This window comes from Streptosporangium sp. NPDC002524, from assembly GCF_040295985.1.
GTDB lineage: Bacteria > Actinomycetota > Actinomycetes > Streptosporangiales > Streptosporangiaceae > Streptosporangium.
Genome location: NZ_JBEOWK010000001.1, coordinates 601,398 through 620,657 on the forward strand (window position 1 = coordinate 601,398; position 19,260 = coordinate 620,657).

Consider the following 19,260-nt stretch of genomic DNA (forward strand, 5'->3'; position numbering starts at 1 on the left):
CCCCTCCCGGACGTAGTCGGCACCGGCGCCGCCTCACACCGGGACACGCTGACCTGTGCGAACGCCCTCGGCGTCCGCTGAAAGTTTCACCACGTCGGGTCCCTCCGGCACGGGCGGGGTGGTCCTGCCACCCTGCGGGGAGGAGCCCGCGGGACGGCGCGGCGATCCTGTCGTTCGGTGGGAAAGCCTGCGGGGACGGCGACACCCCGGCCGAAACCGTCCCGGAGCCGCGTGACTCCTGGCCCCGCCGTCCCGGAGCCGCGTGACTCCTGGCCCCGCCGTCCCGGAGCCGCGTGACCCCCGGCCCCGCCGTTCCGGAGTCGTCCGGTTCCAGGCCCGCCGCCGTTCTCGGGCCTCGCGGTCCCCGATCCCACCACCGTTCCCGGGCCTCGCGGTCCCCGGCCCCGCCGTCTCGAAGCCTTGCGGCCCCGGCGCTTTCCGTTCCCGGAGGGCATGGTCTGGAGGCCCGGGGTCTGGAACCCTGATCTTCTATGATCCGGGCATCTGAGACCTCCCCCCACCCTCGCGGCGCCCCCGACCGGTCGCGCGCCGGACTCCCGCTCCCTCCCGTGGGCCACCCGGCCCGGCTCCGGGTGCGGCGGTGCCACGGACGATCGCGACGGTGAGGGTTTCCAGAGCGGCGCGGACCGTGCTCGGCGGGGCGCAGGCGACGCTCGGCGGGGCGCGGGCGACGGTGGAGGCGTGGTTCGCGGGCAGGCTCTCCGTACTCAGGGAGAGATGGCCGGCGGCGAGCCGCTCGCGCGTCGCCGACGCGCTCCTCGCGCTGGGCGTGTGGGTGGTGTACGTCACCCTGGGCATCCTGCAGGACAGGTTAGGCACGCGGCAGTTCCCCCTCCTGACGTTCGCGTTCTTCACCGTCTCGTCGGCGGCGCTGCTGTGGCGGCGGACCAGGCCGGTCGCCGCGGTGGCCGTCACCGTGATCTGCGACTGCGTGATCGTCGTGGTGACGGGCTGGCAGGGGTACGGCCTGCAGGCGATGCTGGCCCTGTACGCGGCGGGCAGGCACGGCGTGGCCCGGCGCGCCTGGATCGCGGCCGTGGCGGTGGGATTGTTTTACCCGTCGGTGTCGACGGCCGTCCAGCTCACCACCGGAACCGCACGCCAGGACTCCGGCTCCCTCGGGGTGTTCGTGCCGCTGCTGCTCGTCGGGCTGGGCAGGCTGGTGCGGCTGCGCCGGGAGACCGCCCGCAGGAGGCAGGCCGAGCTCGCCGAGGAGGTCGTACGGGCAGAGCGCCGCCACATCTCCCGCGAGCTGCACGACGTGGTCGCCCACAACATCAGCACGATGCAGGTCCTGATGGGGGCGGCGCGCACGACCATGGCCCGCGATCCCGCCGGGGCCGAGGCCGCCCTGCTCAGCGCCGAGCGCGCCGGGCGGGAGGCGATGGCGGAGATGCGGCAGTTGCTGCACGTGCTGCGCGCCGACCGGGTGAGCGACCCGGACGGCACGGGGGCCGCCTCCACGGACGACTCCCCCACCGGCCCGGGACCCGGCTCCTCCGGGCGCGCGGGTCCTTCCGGCGAGATGGGTTCCTCCGGTGGGACGGGTTCTTCCGGTGGGACGGGCGCCTCCGTCCGCAGGGCCTCCGCGCTGCCCTCGCTGGTGAGCCGGGCCCGCGAGGCGGACCAGCCCGCCGTCCTGGAGGTGACCGGCACCCCCGGCCGGTTGCCCGCCGCGGTCGACCACGCGATCTACCGGATCGTCCAGGAGTCGCTGACCAACGCGCGCAAGCACGCGGGGAACGCCCCGGTGAGGGTGCGGATCGGGTACGGGCCCACCGCGGCCGAGGTGGAGGTGGTCGACGACGGGCCCGGTACAGTTCCCGCCGGGAAGAGGCACGAAAGCCACTCCGGCGGAGGTTTCGGACTGGGCGGCATGGCCGAACGTGTGGCACTCTGCGGTGGGCGGCTGGAGACGGGTCCCCTGCCCGGCGGGGGCTTCCGGGTCCACGCGTGGCTGCCTCTCCCGGTTCTGGGAACGGGCGCACGGCGAGACACCGGCGAAGGACCGCCCGGACGGGAACCGGACGACCGCCTGCCGGTCACGGGCAGGCCGGCCGGGCGAAAGGCGATCGGGCGGGAGCCAGCCGAGCGGGAAACGGCGGAACAGGAAGCGACCGGCCAGGAGAACCCCGGGCGGGAACCCGCCGGTGGGGAACCCGCGGCGCGGGAGGGAGAGACATGATCAAGGTGCTCGTCGTCGACGACCACGCGGTGGTGCGATCCGGCTTCCGGATGATCCTGAACGCCCAGGACGACCTCTCCGTGGTGGGAGAGGCGGGCGACGGCGATGAGGCCCTCGCCCTCGCCCGCGACCTGCTCCCCGACGTGGTGCTGATGGACCTGCACATGCCGGAGACCGACGGCGTCACCGCCACCGGGCGGATCACCGCCGAGCTGCCCGGCGTGCGCGTGCTCGCGCTGAGCACCTTCGACCTGGACGAGTACGTCGTCGAGGCCCTGCGCGCGGGGGCCTCGGGATTCCTGCCCAAGGACGTCTCTCCCGAGGAACTGCTGGAGGGGGTGCGGGTGGTGCATCGCGGCGACTCGGTGGTCGCGCCCCGGCTGCTGACCCGGCTGATCGGCACCTTCGTCCGTGCCGTACGGCCCCGGCCCGCGACGATGCCGCCCGAGCTCGCCGGTCTGACCGACCGCGAGCGGGAGGTGCTGGTCCTCATCGCGCGCGGGCGGTCGAACCCGGAGATCGCCGAAACGCTCGACGTGGCGGCCTCCACCGTGAAGAACCACGTGACCAGCCTGTTCGCCAAGCTCGGCGTCCGCGACCGCGCCCAGGCCGTGGTCGTCGCCTACGAGGCGGGCTTCGTCACCCCGGGCACCACCGGCTGACCTTTTCGCGTACCCGTCCCGGGCGGGCATCGCTCGACTCCCGGGCGGGCATCGCCCGGCTCCCCGGCCGTCCCGTCCCGTTCCGTCTGGGACGGTGCTCCCAGACGGGAGCGCGACCGGTGCCCGGTTCCCAGGCGGGAAACCGTTCCTCGTGGTGAGGGGCGGGGCCCGATCGTGGACGAGCCTGGAGACATGAACGGAAACCAGCGATCCATCACACGCCGGGCCGCGACGGCGCTCGTCACGGCGGGGACCTGCGGGACGCTTCTCCTCTCGCTCCTCACCGCCCCGAACGCCACCGCGCGGACCACGACCACGACCGCAGCCACGACCACGACCGGTGAAGCGACCGGAGGACAGGACGCGAGCGGGTTCCGACATCCGTGCGCCGCCGCGAGGACCCGCTGCGACGGGGAGATCCAGGTTCCGCTCGACTGGGGCGATCCGGCCTCGGAGCGGATAACGGTGGCGTTCGCCTGGCTGCCCAGGAAGGACGCCTCCCGCCCGGCCTCCGGGACCGTACTGGCCAATCCGGGCGGGCCGCTGGCGGCGCTCCCCGCCGTGCCGTCCCTGACCGAGGCGCTGGGACCGGTGCTCGACCGGCAGAACCTCCTGGTGGTGGAGCCGCGCGGGCTGGGGAAATCCAGCCCGCTGCTCTGCCCGGGGCTCGACCTGGCGGTCCGGGAGACCGTCGAGGCCTGCGTCGCGCACCTGGGCCCTCGTAACCGGTTCTTCACCGCCGACCAGGCCGTCACCGACATGAACGCCGTCCGCGACGCCCTGGGCGTGCCGAAGGTGACGTTCTACGGCATCTCGTACGGCACCCTGTTCGCCCAGGCGTACGCCACCCGCCACCCGGGCACCCTCTCCGGGGTGCTGCTCGACAGCATCGTGCCCACGGGCGAGGACGGTTACGTCACCAAGCCGATCCGGTTCCGCACAGACCTGCTCGACGTGGCCTGCGACCCCTCACGCGCCTGCCGCCGCCTGCCGGGCGATCCCTCCGGCCTCGTCTCCAAGCTGGTACGGCACCTGCGCGCCCACCCCGATCCGGCGGTACGGCTCCCGTCCCTCTCACACTTGACGAACGACGTCTCTCTGCCGGTGATCAGCCGCGAGGGAAGCGCGGCCGTCGCCGCCTACCTGGACGGCGACCCGCTCCCGCTGCGCCGCCTCACGCGGGTGATCGACGGAGCGCCGCGCCAGCCGCTGCGCGCCGCGGAGCTGGCGGGCCTGCTCTCCTACGTGTGCGCCGACACCGCCTTCCCGTTCGAGCGCACCGCCCCGGCGGACGTGCGGCGGCGCCAGCTGGACCGCTACTACGACAGGAAACGCCCGTTCAGGCCGTTCGCCATCAACGACCTGGGGGCGACTCCGGGAAGCTCGACCCTCGGCATGCAGGACGTCTGCGTCGACTGGCCTGCTCCCCGCGTCAGCCCGCCCGTGCCGCCGGGCGCCGGACACCCCCGGGTGCCGGTCCTGGCCCTGGGAGGGGACTTCGACTCGACCACCCCGGCGGAGGCAGCCGCGGTGACCCGGCGCTTCCCCGGCTCCACCTTCTCCCGGGTCCGCTTCGGCGGCCACAGCGTCACCGTGAGCGCTCCGGTGAACGAATGCGTCCGTGGCGCGATGCGCGCCTTCCTCGGCAACCCGGCCGCCTTCGACGGCAGGCCCCGCTGCGACGAGTCGAACCACCGCGCCCTCGGCTCCTTCCCCGGGACCGTGGCGCAGGTGCCCCCGGCGCGTGACACCGCCCTGGACGCGAAGGAGCGGCGGATCCTCGCGGCGGCCTTCGCCACCGCCGCCGACGCGACCGCCGGGCGCAATCCCCTCGGGTACCCGTCCTGGCTGCCGGCCACGCAGGAGGGCCTGCGCGGTGGCCGGCTGACGTTCGACGACAAGGCCGGCACCGTCCGGCTGCGGGACGTCCGCTTCGTCGGCGACCTCACGGTGAACGGCGAGATCAGCCTGGGCGCCACCGCCACGGCCCGGTTGACCGTCACCGGCGGCGACGGCGGATCCCACGCGATGGAACTGTCATGGAAGGCGTTCCGCGCCGAGGACGACACCGCCGTCTCCGGCACCTTCGCGGGCCGCGGCTTCACCGCGAAGGTCCCCACGCACTGACCCCCCGGCCCGACCGGGCGGCCCGACCCGACGGGGGCCGGGCCGCCCTCCGGCGCGCCCGCGTGGCCGGTGCCCGTGGGGCGGGGGCGGCGAGAAAGGTTGATCTTCTTTCACGAGAGCAGACGACCACTCGCGAGCGCGACAGACAAAGGGGAACATAACGTGGATTATGTTCCTAGTTTTTGGATCATGAACGCGTGACCTGTCACACACGCTATGTCGCAATTTGATCACTCAGACCTAGTGAACCGACTCGCCACGATGCAATAGCAACGTGGACGTCTTCAATCTCTATTTTTTCGACTTCGGCGGCGCCTTACTGGGTGCCGCCGCCGCTTTTTTCATTGCGCTCGCGATCGTCCGCTCAGAGCGACAAGCCAGGCGTCGATTGAATGCAGTCCGTGAGGATCCTGGCGAAGGGCTCCGCCGCCGCATCGAGCGCGTCAACGAGGCGTTCATCGAAGCCGCCACCCTCATGGCTGACCTGCAGCACGACCTCGCCGCTCAACAAGCCGCCCGCGAAGAACTCATCGCCAAAGCCGAAGAGCAACAGCGGCTCCTCGCCATCGACCAGGAGACGGCCGAGAACATCCGGCAGATCCTCGTCGGCGAGACCAAAGCCACCATCCGCGCCGAGCAGCGTCAGCAGTGGAAGTTCTTCCTGCTCGGCGCCCTCATATCCATCCCCATCGGCATCGGCATCAACGTGTTCGTCCCCTGACCACGCTCACGCCGCCGCAGTCGCGAGTTCCGCACGAAGCTCGTCGCGCCCTTCCGGCGTGGCCGCACCGGATCGCCCCGCCAGGTGCAGTCCGCGATCGTCGCGAGATCCGCGAAGTCGTACACCACCACGGCATCCGCTCGGGCGTCGAACCGGCGAGCCCACTGACGAATCGTCACCGCAGACCGGCCCAGCCGCACCGCCGCCATAGCCGCCGTCACAGGGGACACGACCACCCCCGGACCACAGGAAGCCCCGAGCAATCAGCTTGAGGGCGCACGTCTCTCCGTCGAACCGACGTGTCACACGCCCTCCGACCAGCCGCAAGCCGGAAGCGGGACCGCTACCGGCCTCGTCCGCGACCAGGCCTCGCTCCTCCACCTGCGACACATGACGGCCACACGCCGAACACACGAAGAACCCCACCCGGACGTCCCGGTTCAGCACCCGCTCACCGCACCGGCACCGCGCAGGCACTGCGCGGGCACTGCGCGGGCACTGCGCAAACGGGGTTTCGGCAGGTCAGAGGCCGGAGAGCCCCAGTTCCCGGGCGATCAGCATGCGCTGGACCTCGCTCGTGCCCTCGCCGATCTCCAGGATCTTGGCGTCGCGGTAGAAGCGGCCGACCGGGTACTCGTTCATGAACCCGTACCCGCCGAAGATCTGGGTGGCGTCGCGGGCGTTGTCCATGGCGGCGTCGCCGGCGACGAGCTTGGCGATGGCGGCCTCCTTCTTGAACGGCTCGCCCGCGAGCATCTTCTCGGCCGCGTGGTGGTAGGCCAGGCGGGCGGTGTGGGTGCGGACCTCCATGTCAGCGATCTTGAACTGGATGGCCTGGTAGTGGCCGATGGGGTGGCCGAAGGCGTGGCGCTCGCGGACATAGCGCAGCGACTCGTCCACGCACCCCTGGGCCAGGCCGGTGGACAGGGCGGCGATGGCGACGCGGCCCTCGTCGAGGGTCTGCAGGAACTGCGCGTAGCCGCGCCCGCGCTCGCCGAGCAGGTTCGCCGACGGGACGCGGCAGCCGTCGAAGGAGAGCTCGCGGGTGTCGGAGCAGTTCCAGCCCACCTTGGAGTACTTCTTCGACACGGTGAGGCCCGGGGTGCCGGACGGCACCAGGATGGTGGAGATCTCCTTCTTGCCCCCGGCCCGCTCGCCGGTGATCGCGGCGACGCCGATGACGCCGGTGATGTCGGTGCCGGAGTTGGTGATGAACGCCTTCGTACCGTTGATCACCCACTCGTCGCCGTCCAGCACGGCGGTGGTCCGCATGCCGCCGGGCACGTCGGAGCCGCCGCCGGGCTCGGTGAGGCCGAAGGCGCCGAGCATCTCGCCCGACGTCAGCCGGGGCAGCCACTCGGCGCGCTGCTCGGGCGTGCCGAACCGGTAGATCGGCATCGCGCCCAGCGACACCGCGGCCTCGACGGTGATCGACACGCTGGAGTCGACCCTGGCCAGCTCCTCCAGGGCGAGGCAGAGCGCGAAGTAGTCGCCGCCCATGCCGCCGTGCTCCTCGGGGATCGGCAGCCCGAACAGGCCCATCGCGCCCATCTGCCGCACGATGTCGTAGGGGAACTGCTCGCGCTCGTAGAGGTCCCCGATCACCGGGGCCACCACGTCGCGGGCGAACGCCTCGACGGTCTTGCGAAGCTCCTCGTACTCCTCGGTCAGCTTGGGCATGATCACTCCTCGGCGTTCTCTGCGGTGGTGCGGGACGGGTTCTCGCCCAGGGCCTGGACGACCCGCGACGGGCTGGGGCGGCCGAGCCTCGCGGCGAGCCAGGTGCTGGTCTCCACCAGCGAGGGCAGGTCCAGCCCGGTCTCGACGCCGAGGCCGTGCAGCATCCAGACCAGGTCCTCGGTGGCGAGGTTGCCGGTGGCGCTCTCGGCGTACGGGCAGCCGCCGATGCCGCCGGTGGAGGCGTCGACGACGGTCACCCCCTCGCGCAGGGCGGTGAGGGTGTTGGCGAGGGCCTGGCCGTAGGTGTCGTGGAAGTGCACCGCGAGCCGGGAGGGGCCGCCGAAGGCCTCGATCAGCGCGGCGACGTGGCCGGGGGTGCCGACCCCGATGGTGTCGCCGAGCGACAGCTCGAAGCAGCCCAGGTCGAGGAGCCTGCGCCCGACGGAGACGACCTGCGCGACCGGCGTCGGCCCCTCCCACGGGTCGCCGAAGCACATCGAGACGTACGCCCTGACCCTCAGGCCGTGCGCCAGCGCCCGCGCGACGACCGGCTCGAACATCTCGAACTGCGATTCCAGCGTCCGGTTGAGGTTCCGGGCCGCGAAGGTCTCGGTGGCGCTGGCGAAGATCGCGATCTCCTCGACGCCGTGTTCGAGCGCGCGGTCGAGGCCGCGCTCGTTGGGGACGAGGACCGGGTAGCGCACCCCGGGCACCCGTTCCATGACCGCGAGCAGCTCCGCGGCGTCGGCGAGCTGGGGCACCCACTTGGGGTGCACGAAGCTGGTGGCCTCGATCACGCGGTGCCCCGCGGCGGCCAGCCGGGCGACGAACTCGGCCTTGACCTCGACGGGGACCACCGCGGCCTCGTTCTGCAGCCCGTCGCGCGGCCCGACCTCGTAGACCGTGACCCGCTCGGGCAAACCCTCCGCCCGGACCCGCTGTGGCTCGCGCATCACGCCCTCCTCACCGGCTCGCGCGTCATGACGGCTCCTCCCCGCTGACCACGGCGAGCACGGCGTCCATCGCGACCGCCTGGCCCGCCCGGACCCGCAGCTCGGCGACGACCCCGCCGATCGGCGCGGTCACGGTGTGCTCCATCTTCATCGCCTCCACGATGAGCAGCGGCTGCCCCTCGGCGACCCGCTCCCCCTGGCTCGCCTTCACCACGAGGACGGTGCCCGGCATCGGGCTGCGGACCTGCCCGTCCCCCGCGCCGCCCGCGCCGGCCCGGTCGCCGGGGTCGCCCAGGTGGCGGCGGGTGAGCGCCCAGGCGTCGCCGTCGCGGCCGAGCCACACGGTGTCGCCGTCCCTGGCGACGGCGTAGCGCCTCGCGGTCCCGCCGAGGGTGACGAGCAGGTCGCCGCCCCCTCCGGCCCCGTCGCCGCCCCCGTCACTTCGGTCGCCCTCGTCGGCCAGCCGCGCCCGTACGGGCTCCCCGTCGGGCAGGCGGACCTCGGCCCCCGAGGCGGGCAGGCCGCGGACCCGGAGCTCGGAGACGCCGTCGCGGGTCTCCAGCCGGTAGACGGTCCAGGCCGCCTCGCCCAGCCGCCAGCCGTCGGGGACGTCCCACGGATCGGCGGCCCCGGACGGGACGTGCTCGCGGTGCAGGACCAGGGCGGCGGCGGCCAGGACGTCGGCGGGGACGGAGGGAGCGCCCGCGTGGGGGACCAGCTCGCCGAGGTGGCGCTCCACGAGGCCGGTGTCGAGGTCTCCGGCGACCACGGAGGGATGGCCGATCAGGGCCCGCAGGAAGGCGATGTTGGTGGGCACCCCGAGCACGGCCGTGGCCGCGAGCGCGCCGTCGAGCCGCCGCAGGGCGGCCGCCCGGTCGGGACCCCAGGCGATGACCTTCGACAGCATCGGGTCGTAGTCGCTGCCGACCAGTCCTCCGGTCATCAGGCCGGAGTCGACCCGCACCCCCGGCGGCTCGCGCAGCGCGAGGACCCGGCCGCCGGTCGGCAGGAAGCCCCTGGAGGGGTCCTCGGCGTAGACGCGGGCCTCGACGGCGTGGCCGTCGAGGCGCACCTCGTCCTGGGTGAGCGGGAGCGGCTCCCCGGCGGCGACCCTGAGCTGGAGCTCGACCAGGTCCAGGCCGGTGACCAGCTCGGTGACGGGGTGCTCGACCTGCAGACGGGTGTTCATCTCCATGAAGTAGTAGTCGCCGGTCTCGCCCTGGACGATGAACTCGACCGTCCCGGCGCCGGTGTAGCCGACGGACCTGGCGGCCTCGGCCGCCGCCGCGCCCATCGCGGCCCTGGTCGCGGCGTCGAGGAGCGGGGACGGCGCCTCCTCGACGATCTTCTGGTGCCTGCGCTGGAGGCTGCACTCGCGCTCGCCCAGGTGGATGACGCCGCCGTGCGCGTCGGCCATCACCTGGATCTCGATGTGCCGGGGGTTCTCCACGAACCGCTCGATCAGCAGGGTCGCGTCGCCGAACGCGGCGGCGGCCGTACGCCGGGCGGAGGCGAGCGCCTCCGGCAGCTCCCCGGCGGAGCGCACGAGCACCATGCCCTTGCCCCCGCCGCCCGCCGAGGGCTTGATCAGCGCGGGGAAGCCGACCCGTACGGCGGCCTCGGCCAGGTCGTCGCCGGGCTCGGCGCCGCCGGGGACGACGGGGACGCCGGCCGCGGAGACGGTGGCCTTGGCGCGGATCTTGTCGCCCATCGCCTCGACGGCCTCCGGCGGCGGGCCGACGAAGACGAGCCCGGCCTCCGCGCAGCGCCGGGCGAAGGCCGCGTTCTCGGCGAGGAAGCCGTATCCGGGGTGTACTGCCTGGGCGCCGGTCGCCGCGGCGGCGGCGAGGATGCCGTCGGCGTCGAGGTAACCGCCGGGGAGCCGCACCGCGACGTCGGCCTCGCGGACGTGCCGCGCTCCGGCGTCGGCGTCGCTGTGGACGGCGACCGAGCGGATGCCCAGCCTCCTGAGGGTGCGGGTGATCCGCAGGGCGATCTCGCCGCGGTTGGCGACGAGGACGGTGTCGAACATCCGACGGGGTGGCGATGAGAGGGTCATGGGTGCGGTCACATCCGGAAGACGCCGTAGCCGACGGGTTCGAGGGGGGCGTTGGCCGAGGCGGACAGGGCCAGGCCCAGGACGGTGCGGGTGTCGAGGGGGTCGATGACCCCGTCGTCCCAGAGGCGGGCGGTGGAGTAGTAGGGGTTGCCCTGCTCCTCGTACTGCGCGCGGATGGCGTCGGGGTCGGCGTCGCCCACCGTGGACAGGACGTTGGCGGCCTGCTCGCCGCCCATCACCGAGATGCGGGCCCCCGGCCACATCCACAGGAACCGGGGCGAGTAGGCGCGCCCGGCCATCGCGTAGTTGCCGGCCCCGAACGAGCCGCCGACGACCACGGTGAACTTGGGCACCCGGGCGCAGGCGACGGCGGTGACCATCTTCGCGCCGTGCTTGGCGATGCCGCCCGCCTCGTACGCCCTGCCGACCATGAAGCCGCTGATGTTCTGCAGGAAGACCAGTGGGATGTTGCGCCGGTCGCACAGCTCGATGAAGTGGGCGCCCTTGAGCGCCGACTCGCCGAACAGGATGCCGTTGTTGGCGACGATCCCGACGGGGTGGCCGTGGAGGTGGGCGAACCCGGTGACGAGCGTGGATCCGTACTCGGCCTTGAACTCGCCGAACCTGCTGCCGTCGACGATCCGGGCGATGAGCTCGCGGACGTCGTACGGCGTGCGGGTGTCGGCGGGGACGATGCCGTACAGGTCGCGGGGGTCGTGCGCGGGCTCCTCCGAGGGCGCGCGCTCCCAGGGGGAGGGGGTGCGCGGCGCGAGGGTGGAGACGATGTCGCGGACGATCCGCAGCGCGTGGCGGTCGTCGTCGGCGAGATGGTCGGTGACGCCGCTGACGCGGGCGTGCAGGTCGCCGCCGCCCAGCTCCTCGGCGCTGACCTCCTCGCCGGTGGCGGCCTTCACCAGCGGCGGGCCGCCGAGGAAGATCGTGCCCTGGTTGCGGACGATCACCGCCTCGTCGCTCATCGCCGGGACGTACGCGCCGCCCGCCGTGCAGGAGCCGAGGACCGCGGCGATCTGCGGGATGCCGCGCGCCGACATGGTGGCCTGGTTGTAGAAGATCCGGCCGAAGTGCTCGCGGTCGGGGAAGACCTCGTCCTGCCTGGGCAGGAACGCGCCCCCCGAGTCGACGAGGTAGACGCACGGCAGGTTGTTGTGGAGGGCGACCTCCTGGGCCCGCAGGTGCTTCTTGACGGTGACCGGGTAGTAGGTGCCGCCCTTGACGGTGGCGTCGTTGGCGACGACCACGCACTCGCGGCCGGAGACGCGGCCCACCCCGGTGATGATCCCGGCGGCGGGGGCGGCGTCGCCGTACATCCCGTGGGCGGCCAGCTGGGAGAGCTCCAGGAAGCGCGAGCCCGGGTCGAGCAGGGAGTCGACGCGGTCGCGGGGCAGCAGCTTGCCCCGGGAGACGTGCCGGGCCCGCGACCTCTCCGGGCCGCCCAGGCCCGCCACCGCGACGCGCTCCCTGAGATCGGCGACAAGGCGCTCGTTGACCTCGGCGTTGCGCTTGAAACCCTCGCCCCCCGGGTCGCAGGCGCTGCGCAGCACCGGCCAGCCACTCATCCGAGCCTCCCCGTCCGGCCTGCCCGGCCTGTCTGATCCGCGCCTGTCTGATCCGCCCGGCTTCGCCGCCGCCGGGTCACCGGTCATCAACTCCACCGCAGATGTTAGTCATTATTAACGTTACCGTCTACCATGCGAGGGGTGACGACTGTTCAGCCCTCCGCCCGCGGCCGCGGCTCACGACGTGTGGAGATCCTGGACGCCGCGGCGGAGCTGTTCGCCGCGCGCGGCTTCCACGGCGTCTCGATCGAGGACATCGGCAGCGCGGTCGGCACCTCGGGCCCGGCCCTCTACCGGCACTTCAGCGGCAAGGAGGCCCTGCTCGCGGAGATGCTGCTGGACGTCAGCGAGCGCCTGCACGCCTCGGGCGCGCGCCGCGTGACCGAGGCCGCCGACGCCGAGCAGGCGCTGGACGCCCTGCTCGGCTGCCAGATCGAGTTCGCGCTCGGCCATCCGGCGCTGATCACCGTGCACGACAGGGAGCTGGGCAACGTCCCCGAGCCCGCCCGGCGGCGGATCCGCAGGCTCCAGCGGCTGTACGTCGAGGAGTGGGTCACCGTGCTGAGCGAGCTCTACCCGGGACGCCCGCAGGCCGGGCTGCGCGCCGCGACCCACGCCGTCTTCGGGCTGCTCAACTCCACCCCGCACAGCGCGGGCGAGCTGCCGCCCGCGGCGATGGCCGGGCTGCTGCGCGGGATGGCCCGTGCGGCGCTGGCCGCCACCCAGGGCGCCCAAGGCGTCCAAAGTTAAGAACCACTAACTCCTGACGAGGCGTTTCCGCCGCGGGGACGGGTGCCACGCCTGCGAGGGGGTTACCACGACCGTGCACGGCGCCTCGCGCAGCATCACCTGGCAGACCGGGCCGATGGCGGGATCCATCGGGTCGTCGCGCTCCCGGTCGGCGACCACCAGCAGGTCGGACCGGTCGGCCGCGTGGCGCAGCACCTCGACGTGCGGCCGCGTCTCGACCAGGCTCTCCACCTCGACCGCGGGATACTTCTCCTCCCACACCGCGACGTCGGTGTTGAAGCGGACGGCCGCCTGCCTGATGTCGCGGGTGTTCTCGGGACAGAGGCAGATGACCAGCAGCTCCGACCTGCGCAGCCTCGCCTCCTCGAAGGCGATGCCCAGCTCCGCCGAGTCGGGGCCCGCGTTCTCCGCCGCGATCGCCACCCGTCCGGCGCGCGGGTGGCCGGACCGCCTGACGACGGCCACCGGGCAGCGGGCGTGCGCGGCGACCTCGACGGTCGAGCCGATCCGCAGCTCGTCGGGACCGCCCGCGCCGCGCGGGCCGATCGCGATCAGCTCCGCGGCGCCCGACAGGCCCACCAGGGCCGCGGCCGGGGTCCCCTCCACCAGCTGCCCGCGCACCGGCACCCTGGGCGCCAGTTCGCGCGCCGCCATCAGGCCGTTGTCGAGGACGCGCCTGCCCATGCGGCGTACGACCTCGGTGGTCTCGGGGGCGAGGGAGAGCCTGGGGTAGGGCCACTGCCAGGCGTGGCAGACGAGCAGCGGGCGAAATCTCAGGCGGGCCTCCTCGACGGCCCACCGCAGGGCCAGGCGGCTCTCCGCCGAGCCGTCGTATCCGACAACCACCGGTCGCCCGTCGTCCTGTACCGGCATCACGGCTCCTCTCCCCCGTTTCCCCGTCACTCCCTCCCATCCTTCTCCGATCCGCCTGCCGGGAAGGGTGTGCTCCTACAAGACTCTTCGTGTTTTGCGGCTCGTATCGGTAAAGCTCATTCGGCAAAGCCCGTATCGGCGAAGCCGCCTCGGCGAAGACGCCCGTCTCCCGCCCGGGGGCGACGGGAGTGCCCGGGGTGGCGGGAGGGCGCTCGTGATCGGCCGGGGCCGGGCCCGGGACCCGGACCCGGGCCGCACGGGCCCGCCGGAGCGGCACGGCGGCCGGTCACCGGCGGGTCGTCGGTACGGGGCGATCACGGGCATGGACCGCCGGTCACCGGCGTGAGCCGGTCACGGGCACGAGCGGCTCACGAGCGTCCCACGGGCAGCTCCACGAGCGGGCAACACAGGCGACTCAGAGCGGCTCCACAGGCGGCTCACGAGCGGCTCACAGGTGCCTCACGGGCATGAGCCGCTCACGAACACGAGCGGCTCACGGGCACGGGAACGAGCCGGTCACGGGCGCTGGTACGGCCCCGTCACAGGCACGATCCGGCCACCGTCACGACGGCGGTCGGCGCGCAGAGCGTGCTCGCCCAGGCGGCGACGGCGGACGTGACCACGAGCGGGGTGCCCGGCGCGGCGAAGATCACCGGGACCGACGGGACGACCGCGGGCGGCGCGGTCACGGGCGGCACGACGTCGACCGGCGGGGTGGCGCCGGGCGGCGGGACCGCGCCGGGCGGGGTGGCACCGGGCGGCGGGACGGTCCCCGGCGGGACGCCGTCGGAGGGCGGAGGGGTCCCGGGCGGGGTGGCGCCGGGCGGAGGGGTGGTACCGGGCGGGACACCGTCGGTCGGCGGAGGCGTGCCGGGCGAGGCGCCGTTGGACGGCGGAGGGGTGCCGGGCGGCGGGACGGCGTTGGACGGCGGGGGCGTGCCGGGCGGCGGCGGGACGGCACCCGGCGGGACACCGTCGGACGGCGGCGGGGTCCCGGGCACCGCGGCGTTCGAAGCGCTCCCCGGCACCGGAGGCGGGGGCGGCGTCGCGGCCGAGGGTGACAGCGCGGACATCGGTGCGGTCCCCGGCACCGATGCGCCTCCGGGCGCCGATGCGCCCCAGGTGGCCGGTGCGGCGGGGGCCGGTATCCCGGGTACCGGCGTGTCACCGGAGAGCGCCGGGACGGGTGACGCCGTATCCGGAAACGGCACGGCGGCGTGGGCCGCGGCCGGCAGCATGACGGCCGCCCCCACCGCCCCGGTGAGAATCAGTTTTCCAAGCATGTGCGCCTCCACTGATGTGACCGATGTGACTGGTGTGATGGACGTGAACTCCGAAGATGCTGGCAGCCGCACTATCCGCCGCCGGCAAAGACACCCTCCGCGGAAAGTCAGCGGGAGGAACGGCTTGTGGCAACAGGGGCGCAAGATGTCCGGGGATCACGGCACAGGACCCGGAAACGAATGCGCTCAGGTCATTCGGGGTTTCCGCCCCTTTCCGCTGGTCCGCCCCGGGGTGAGGACCCCGGCGTCATTCATCGGGCAAACCAGTGAAAACAATCCTGACAAGACGTCATGAACAATAGTCAAACGCGATCGGGCCGCGAGCCCGTACGCATCAAAGATGTCAAGGTTGAGGACGGCGTCCGCCCACGGGGGACATAATCGGGCTGTGGCGCGCGACACTGTTGAGACCCATTTCACCGAGGCCGTGACCGCCCTTTCCCCGGGGGCGCCGCGCGATCCCGGCCTGCCCGTGCGGGAGGGCACGACCCTGACGGGCGCCCGCTGCCGCGAGCTGTTCGAGTTCCAGCTCGGCAGCAGGCTGCTGGACGTCACCGCCCGCTGGCTGCGCGAGCAGGGCGAGGGCTTCTACACCATCGGCTCGGCCGGCCACGAGGGCAACGCCGCGGTCGCCGCCGCGCTGCGCGCCACCGACCCCGCCCTCCTGCACTACCGTTCCGGCGCCTTCTACCTGACCCGGTCGGCGATGGCGGGGCGGCTGCCCGAGGAGGGGCTGCGCGACGTGCTGCTCGGCCTTACCGCCTCGGTCGAGGAGCCGATGGCGGGCGGGCGGCACAAGGTCTTCGGCCACCCCGACCTGGCGGTGATCCCGCAGACCTCCACGATCTCCAGCCACCTGCCCCGCGCGGTGGGCGTGGCCTTCGCGATCGAGCGCGCCCGCCAGCTCGGCCTGCCGGGGCCGTGGCCCGCCGACGCGATCGCGACGTGCAGCTTCGGTGACGCCTCGATGAACCACGCGAGCGCCCTGTCGGGCCTCAACACGGCCGCCTACGGCTCGTACCAGAAGCTGGCGCTGCCGATCCTGTTCGTCTGCGAGGACAACGGGCTGGGCATCAGCGTGCGCACCCCCGACGGCTGGGTCAGGGCCGCCCACCACCCGCTGATGACATACTTCGAGGCCGACGGCTGCGATCTCGCCGACGTCCACGACGTGGCGCTCGCCGCCGCCGACCATGTCCGCGAGCACCGCGCCCCCGCCCTGCTGCGCGTCGGCACCGTCCGGCTGATGGGCCACGCGGGCTCGGACGTGGAGCTGTCCTACCGGACCAAGCGGGAGATCGACGCCGACCTGGCGCGCGACCCGCTCGTGGCGACCGCGCGGCTGCTCGTCGAGGCGGGCCTGACCACCCCCGACGAGCTGCTGCTCCGGTACGAGACGACGCGCGAGCACCTGCTGAAGATGGCGATGGAGAGCTCCCGGCGGCCCCGGCTGGTCTCCGCCTTCGACATCGTGGAGCCGCTGGCCCCCCGCACCCCCGCCGCCGTCGCCGCGGCCAGCACCCGGGTCGCGGCGCCGGACGCCAGGGCGAGGGCCTTCGCGGGCAGGCTCCCGGAGCAGGAGGGCCCGCTCACCTTCTCCCAGGCCGTCAACCGCACCCTCGCCGACTCCCTCGCCGCCCACCCCGACACGCTGGTCTTCGGCGAGGACGTGGCCCGCAAGGGCGGCGTCTACGGCGTCACGCGCGGCCTGCAGAAACGCTTTGGCCCCGGCCGGGTGTTCGACACCCATCTGGACGAGCAGTCCGTGCTCGGCCTCGCGCTCGGTTCCGGGGTCTCCGGCCTGCTGCCGGTGCCCGAGATCCAGTATCTGGCGTACCTGCACAACGCCCTGGACCAGATCCGGGGCGAGGCCGCGACGCTCCAGTTCTTCTCCCAGGGGGCCTTCCGCAACCCGATGGTGGTGCGCGTCGCCTCCTACGCCTACCAGAAGGGCTTCGGCGGCCACTTCCACAACGACAACTCCGTCGCCGCGCTGCGCGACATCCCGGGCCTGCTCGTGGCCTCCCCCGCCCGGCCCGACGACGCCGCCTCGATGCTGCGCACCTGCCTCGCCGCCGCCCGCGTCGACGGCAGCGTCTGCGTCTTCCTCGAGCCCATCGCCCTGTACAACACCCGCGACATGTTCGAGGAGGGCGACAACGGCTGGCTCGCCCCGTACGCCCCCCCGGTCCGGTGGGCGGAGACGCACATCCCGATCGGGCGGGCCCGCAGTTACGGCGACGGCCGCGACCTGACCATCGTGACCTTCGGCAACGGCCTGCTGATGAGCCTGCGCGCCGCGGTGCGGCTCACCGCCGAGGGGCACGGCTGCCGGGTCCTGGACCTGCGCTGGCTCTCCCCCCTCCCGGTGGAGGATCTGATGCGGGCCGCCGAGCTGACCGGCAAGGTGCTGATCGCCGACGAGACCCGCCGCACCGGGGGGGTCTCGGAGAGCATCGTCGCCGAGCTGCTCGACGCGGGTTTCACCGGCAGGATCGCCCGGGTGACCTCCTCCGACAGCTTCATCCCGCTGGGCGAGGCGGCCAGGCACGTGCTGCTGTCGGAGGCCGAGATAGAGGCGGCCGCCCGCAAGCTGCTCGGCTGACCCGGCCCCGGTCCGGAATCCCGCAATCCCCTGGTCCGGAATCCCGGAATCGGCCTCACTTCGCCGCCGGAACGTGTTCAATTGATCGCACGCCGTCACGGGTCATGGCTTCGGCCCGCCGGCAGGCCGACCCTCCATTCCCCCGAACAGCAGGAGGTAGTATGCCCGGCGTGGCGTTCAAGAGCACCGTTCAGCGCGTGACGGACCTGGAGGCCTGGGCCTTCAGGACCGGCGAGGACCTCGATGACATCAAGGAGACTCTGCGCGATCTCCCCAAGATCATCCGCGAGGAGGTCATGACCTACACCGCGCCGATGTTCGAAGAGATCATGAACAGGATGGCCACCAAGGAGGATCTCTCCGCTCTCTCCGTCAAGGTGGACGGCCTGGAGACCAAGGTGGACGGTCTGGGGACAAAGGTCGAAGGACTCGAAGCCAAGGTGGACAACCTCGACGGACGGATGGGCTCCATGGAGGGCCGGATGGGCTCCATGGAAGGCCGGATGGACTCCATGGAGGGTCGGATGGATTCCATGGAAGGCAAGCTGGATCTGATCCTGGCCAAGCTCGGCTGATCCTCGTCGGTGGCCCCGGGCCGGTGGTCCGGGGCCCGCGTCAGAGCCAGTCGCGGCGCTTGAAGACCAGATAGAGGGTGAGGCAGACGCCCGCCATGAGCAGGACCGCGAAGGGATAGCCCCACTGCCAGTGGATCTCGGGCATCACGTCGAAGTTCATGCCGTAGATGGTGCCGACGAGGGTGGGGGCGAACAGGATCGCGGCCCAGGCGGAGATCCGCTTGACCTCCTCGTTCTGGGCGTTGCTCGCCTCGGTGAGGTTGGTCATGTGCTCGTTCTGGGCCTGGGCGACCATGGTCGAGTTGACCACGAGGATGTCGTGGAGCATCTGGCGGAAGCCGCTCACCCGCTCGGCGACGGTGATCGCGTGGTCGGCCACGTCCCGCAGGTATCTCTGCAGCTCCTGGTCCACCCCGTACTTGGCGGCCCCCGCGATGAAGCCCTCGATCATGCCGAGGAGCGGCTGGGTGGCCCGCTGGAACTCGATCACCTCGCGCGACAGCTCGTAGATGCGGCGGGAGACCCCGGGTTCGTTGCCGAAGACCTGGACCTCGATCTCGTCGATGTCGTTCTGCAGACCTGCGACCACGGGGGCGTAGCCGTCCACGACCGCGTCGAGGATGGCGTAGAGCACCGCCTGCGGGCCCTGGCCGAGCAGCTCGGGGTCGTGCTGCATGCGGCGGCGGACCTGGGACAGGTCGGGCGCCTCGCTGTGCCGTACGGTGATCACGAAGTTCGGGCCGACGAAGACGTGCAGCTCGCCGAAGTCGACCTCCTCGGCCTCGTCGAGATAGCGGGCCGGGCGGAGGACCACGAACAGGGTGTCGCCGTAGCGGTCGGCCTTGGGCCGCTGGTGGGCGACGATGGCGTCCTCGACCGCGAGCTCGTGCAGGTCGAACTCCTCGGCGACGTTGAGGATGACGCCGTCCTCGGGCCGGTAGAAGCCGATCCAGGCCATGCTGTCGGGGGTGTTCTTCAGGCGTTCGAAGGCCTCGGGCAGCGACTCCGGGGTGGCGGCGCGGTGGCCGTTGACGTAGATCGCGTTGTCGATGACGCGGGAGCGGGGCGGAGCCGGCCGCCCGTCGCCGGCGAACCTGGGGTCCATCGACCGCTCGGGAGACTCCTGACCGGTGCCGGGACGCCCGCGCACCAGGCTCCGCAGGCCCCGCATTCGCCGGTCGGTCACGCG

The 19,260-nt window shown here is 72.8% G+C and carries 14 protein-coding genes; 7 read left to right on the forward strand and 7 right to left on the reverse strand.

The genetic code is table 11. From position 1 onward, the window contains the following. The first annotated feature begins 622 nt into the window (after nucleotides 1–622). From ABT053_RS02515 to ABT053_RS02530, 4 genes are all read left to right on the forward strand, one after another. Nucleotides 623–2,206: a sensor histidine kinase gene (locus ABT053_RS02515; RefSeq protein WP_350967031.1), complete on the forward strand. Its 1,584-nt coding sequence runs from the start codon at nucleotides 623–625 to the stop codon at nucleotides 2,204–2,206. After that, nucleotides 2,203–2,868: a response regulator gene (locus tag ABT053_RS02520; protein ID WP_350967032.1), complete on the forward strand. Its 666-nt coding sequence runs from the start codon at nucleotides 2,203–2,205 to the stop codon at nucleotides 2,866–2,868. The genes ABT053_RS02515 and ABT053_RS02520 overlap by 4 nt, the downstream gene beginning before the upstream one ends. Before the next feature lie 192 nt (nucleotides 2,869–3,060). After that, on the forward strand, nucleotides 3,061–4,995 hold the full coding sequence (locus tag ABT053_RS02525; protein ID WP_350967033.1) for an alpha/beta fold hydrolase: 1,935 nt from the start codon (nucleotides 3,061–3,063) through the stop codon (nucleotides 4,993–4,995). Between the two features lie 274 nt (nucleotides 4,996–5,269). Next, nucleotides 5,270–5,716 carry a hypothetical protein gene (locus ABT053_RS02530; protein ID WP_350967034.1) on the forward strand — a complete coding sequence of 149 codons (447 nt, stop codon included), beginning with the start codon at nucleotides 5,270–5,272 and terminating at the stop codon, nucleotides 5,714–5,716. Between the two features lie 522 nt (nucleotides 5,717–6,238). Here ABT053_RS02530 and ABT053_RS02535 read toward each other — a convergent pair. Genes ABT053_RS02535 through ABT053_RS02550 form a run of 4 tightly spaced genes read right to left on the reverse strand, consistent with a single transcriptional unit; the run spans nucleotide 6,239 to nucleotide 11,985 of the window. Beyond that, complete coding sequence (locus ABT053_RS02535) at nucleotides 6,239–7,396, reverse strand: acyl-CoA dehydrogenase family protein (RefSeq protein WP_502991697.1); 1,158 nt, start codon at nucleotides 7,394–7,396, stop codon at nucleotides 6,239–6,241. A gap of 2 nt (nucleotides 7,397–7,398) precedes the next feature. Further along, on the reverse strand, nucleotides 7,399–8,349 hold the full coding sequence (locus tag ABT053_RS02540; protein WP_350967036.1) for a hydroxymethylglutaryl-CoA lyase: 951 nt from the start codon (nucleotides 8,347–8,349) through the stop codon (nucleotides 7,399–7,401). A 25-nt stretch (nucleotides 8,350–8,374) separates the two neighbouring features. Further along, nucleotides 8,375–10,381, reverse strand: a complete 2,007-nt coding sequence (locus ABT053_RS02545) for an acetyl/propionyl/methylcrotonyl-CoA carboxylase subunit alpha (RefSeq protein ID WP_350967037.1) — start codon at nucleotides 10,379–10,381, stop codon at nucleotides 8,375–8,377. 35 nt (nucleotides 10,382–10,416) lie between these two features. Next, a complete protein-coding gene (locus tag ABT053_RS02550; RefSeq protein WP_350967038.1) occupies nucleotides 10,417–11,985 on the reverse strand; it encodes a carboxyl transferase domain-containing protein in 1,569 nt (522 codons plus the stop codon). 132 nt (nucleotides 11,986–12,117) lie between these two features. On the opposite strand from ABT053_RS02550, the gene ABT053_RS02555 reads away from it, so the two are divergent. After that, entirely contained in the window at nucleotides 12,118–12,735 is a 618-nt protein-coding gene (locus tag ABT053_RS02555) for an SACE_7040 family transcriptional regulator (protein WP_350967039.1), read from the forward strand. Nucleotides 12,736–12,741: 6 nt separating this feature from the next. Here the strand turns inward: ABT053_RS02555 and ABT053_RS02560 are convergent, their stop codons facing one another. Then, nucleotides 12,742–13,608: a universal stress protein gene (locus tag ABT053_RS02560; RefSeq protein ID WP_350967040.1), complete on the reverse strand. Its 867-nt coding sequence runs from the start codon at nucleotides 13,606–13,608 to the stop codon at nucleotides 12,742–12,744. A gap of 539 nt (nucleotides 13,609–14,147) precedes the next feature. Beyond that, a complete protein-coding gene (locus ABT053_RS02565; protein ID WP_350967041.1) occupies nucleotides 14,148–14,681 on the reverse strand; it encodes a hypothetical protein in 534 nt (177 codons plus the stop codon). 598 nt (nucleotides 14,682–15,279) lie between these two features. On the opposite strand from ABT053_RS02565, the gene ABT053_RS02570 reads away from it, so the two are divergent. Next, nucleotides 15,280–17,496, forward strand: a complete 2,217-nt coding sequence (locus ABT053_RS02570) for a thiamine pyrophosphate-dependent enzyme (RefSeq protein ID WP_350967042.1) — start codon at nucleotides 15,280–15,282, stop codon at nucleotides 17,494–17,496. A gap of 161 nt (nucleotides 17,497–17,657) precedes the next feature. Continuing rightward, the gene (locus tag ABT053_RS02575; RefSeq protein WP_350967043.1) at nucleotides 17,658–18,071 is read left to right on the forward strand and encodes a hypothetical protein; all 414 of its coding nucleotides are present in this window, start codon (nucleotides 17,658–17,660) and stop codon (nucleotides 18,069–18,071) included. 40 nt (nucleotides 18,072–18,111) lie between these two features. On the opposite strand, the gene ABT053_RS02580 is transcribed toward ABT053_RS02575, so the two are convergent. Further along, nucleotides 18,112–19,257 (reverse strand): magnesium and cobalt transport protein CorA, encoded by a 1,146-nt coding sequence (locus ABT053_RS02580; RefSeq protein WP_350967044.1) that lies wholly within the window; start codon nucleotides 19,255–19,257, stop codon nucleotides 18,112–18,114. Nucleotides 19,258–19,260 lie beyond the last annotated feature (3 nt).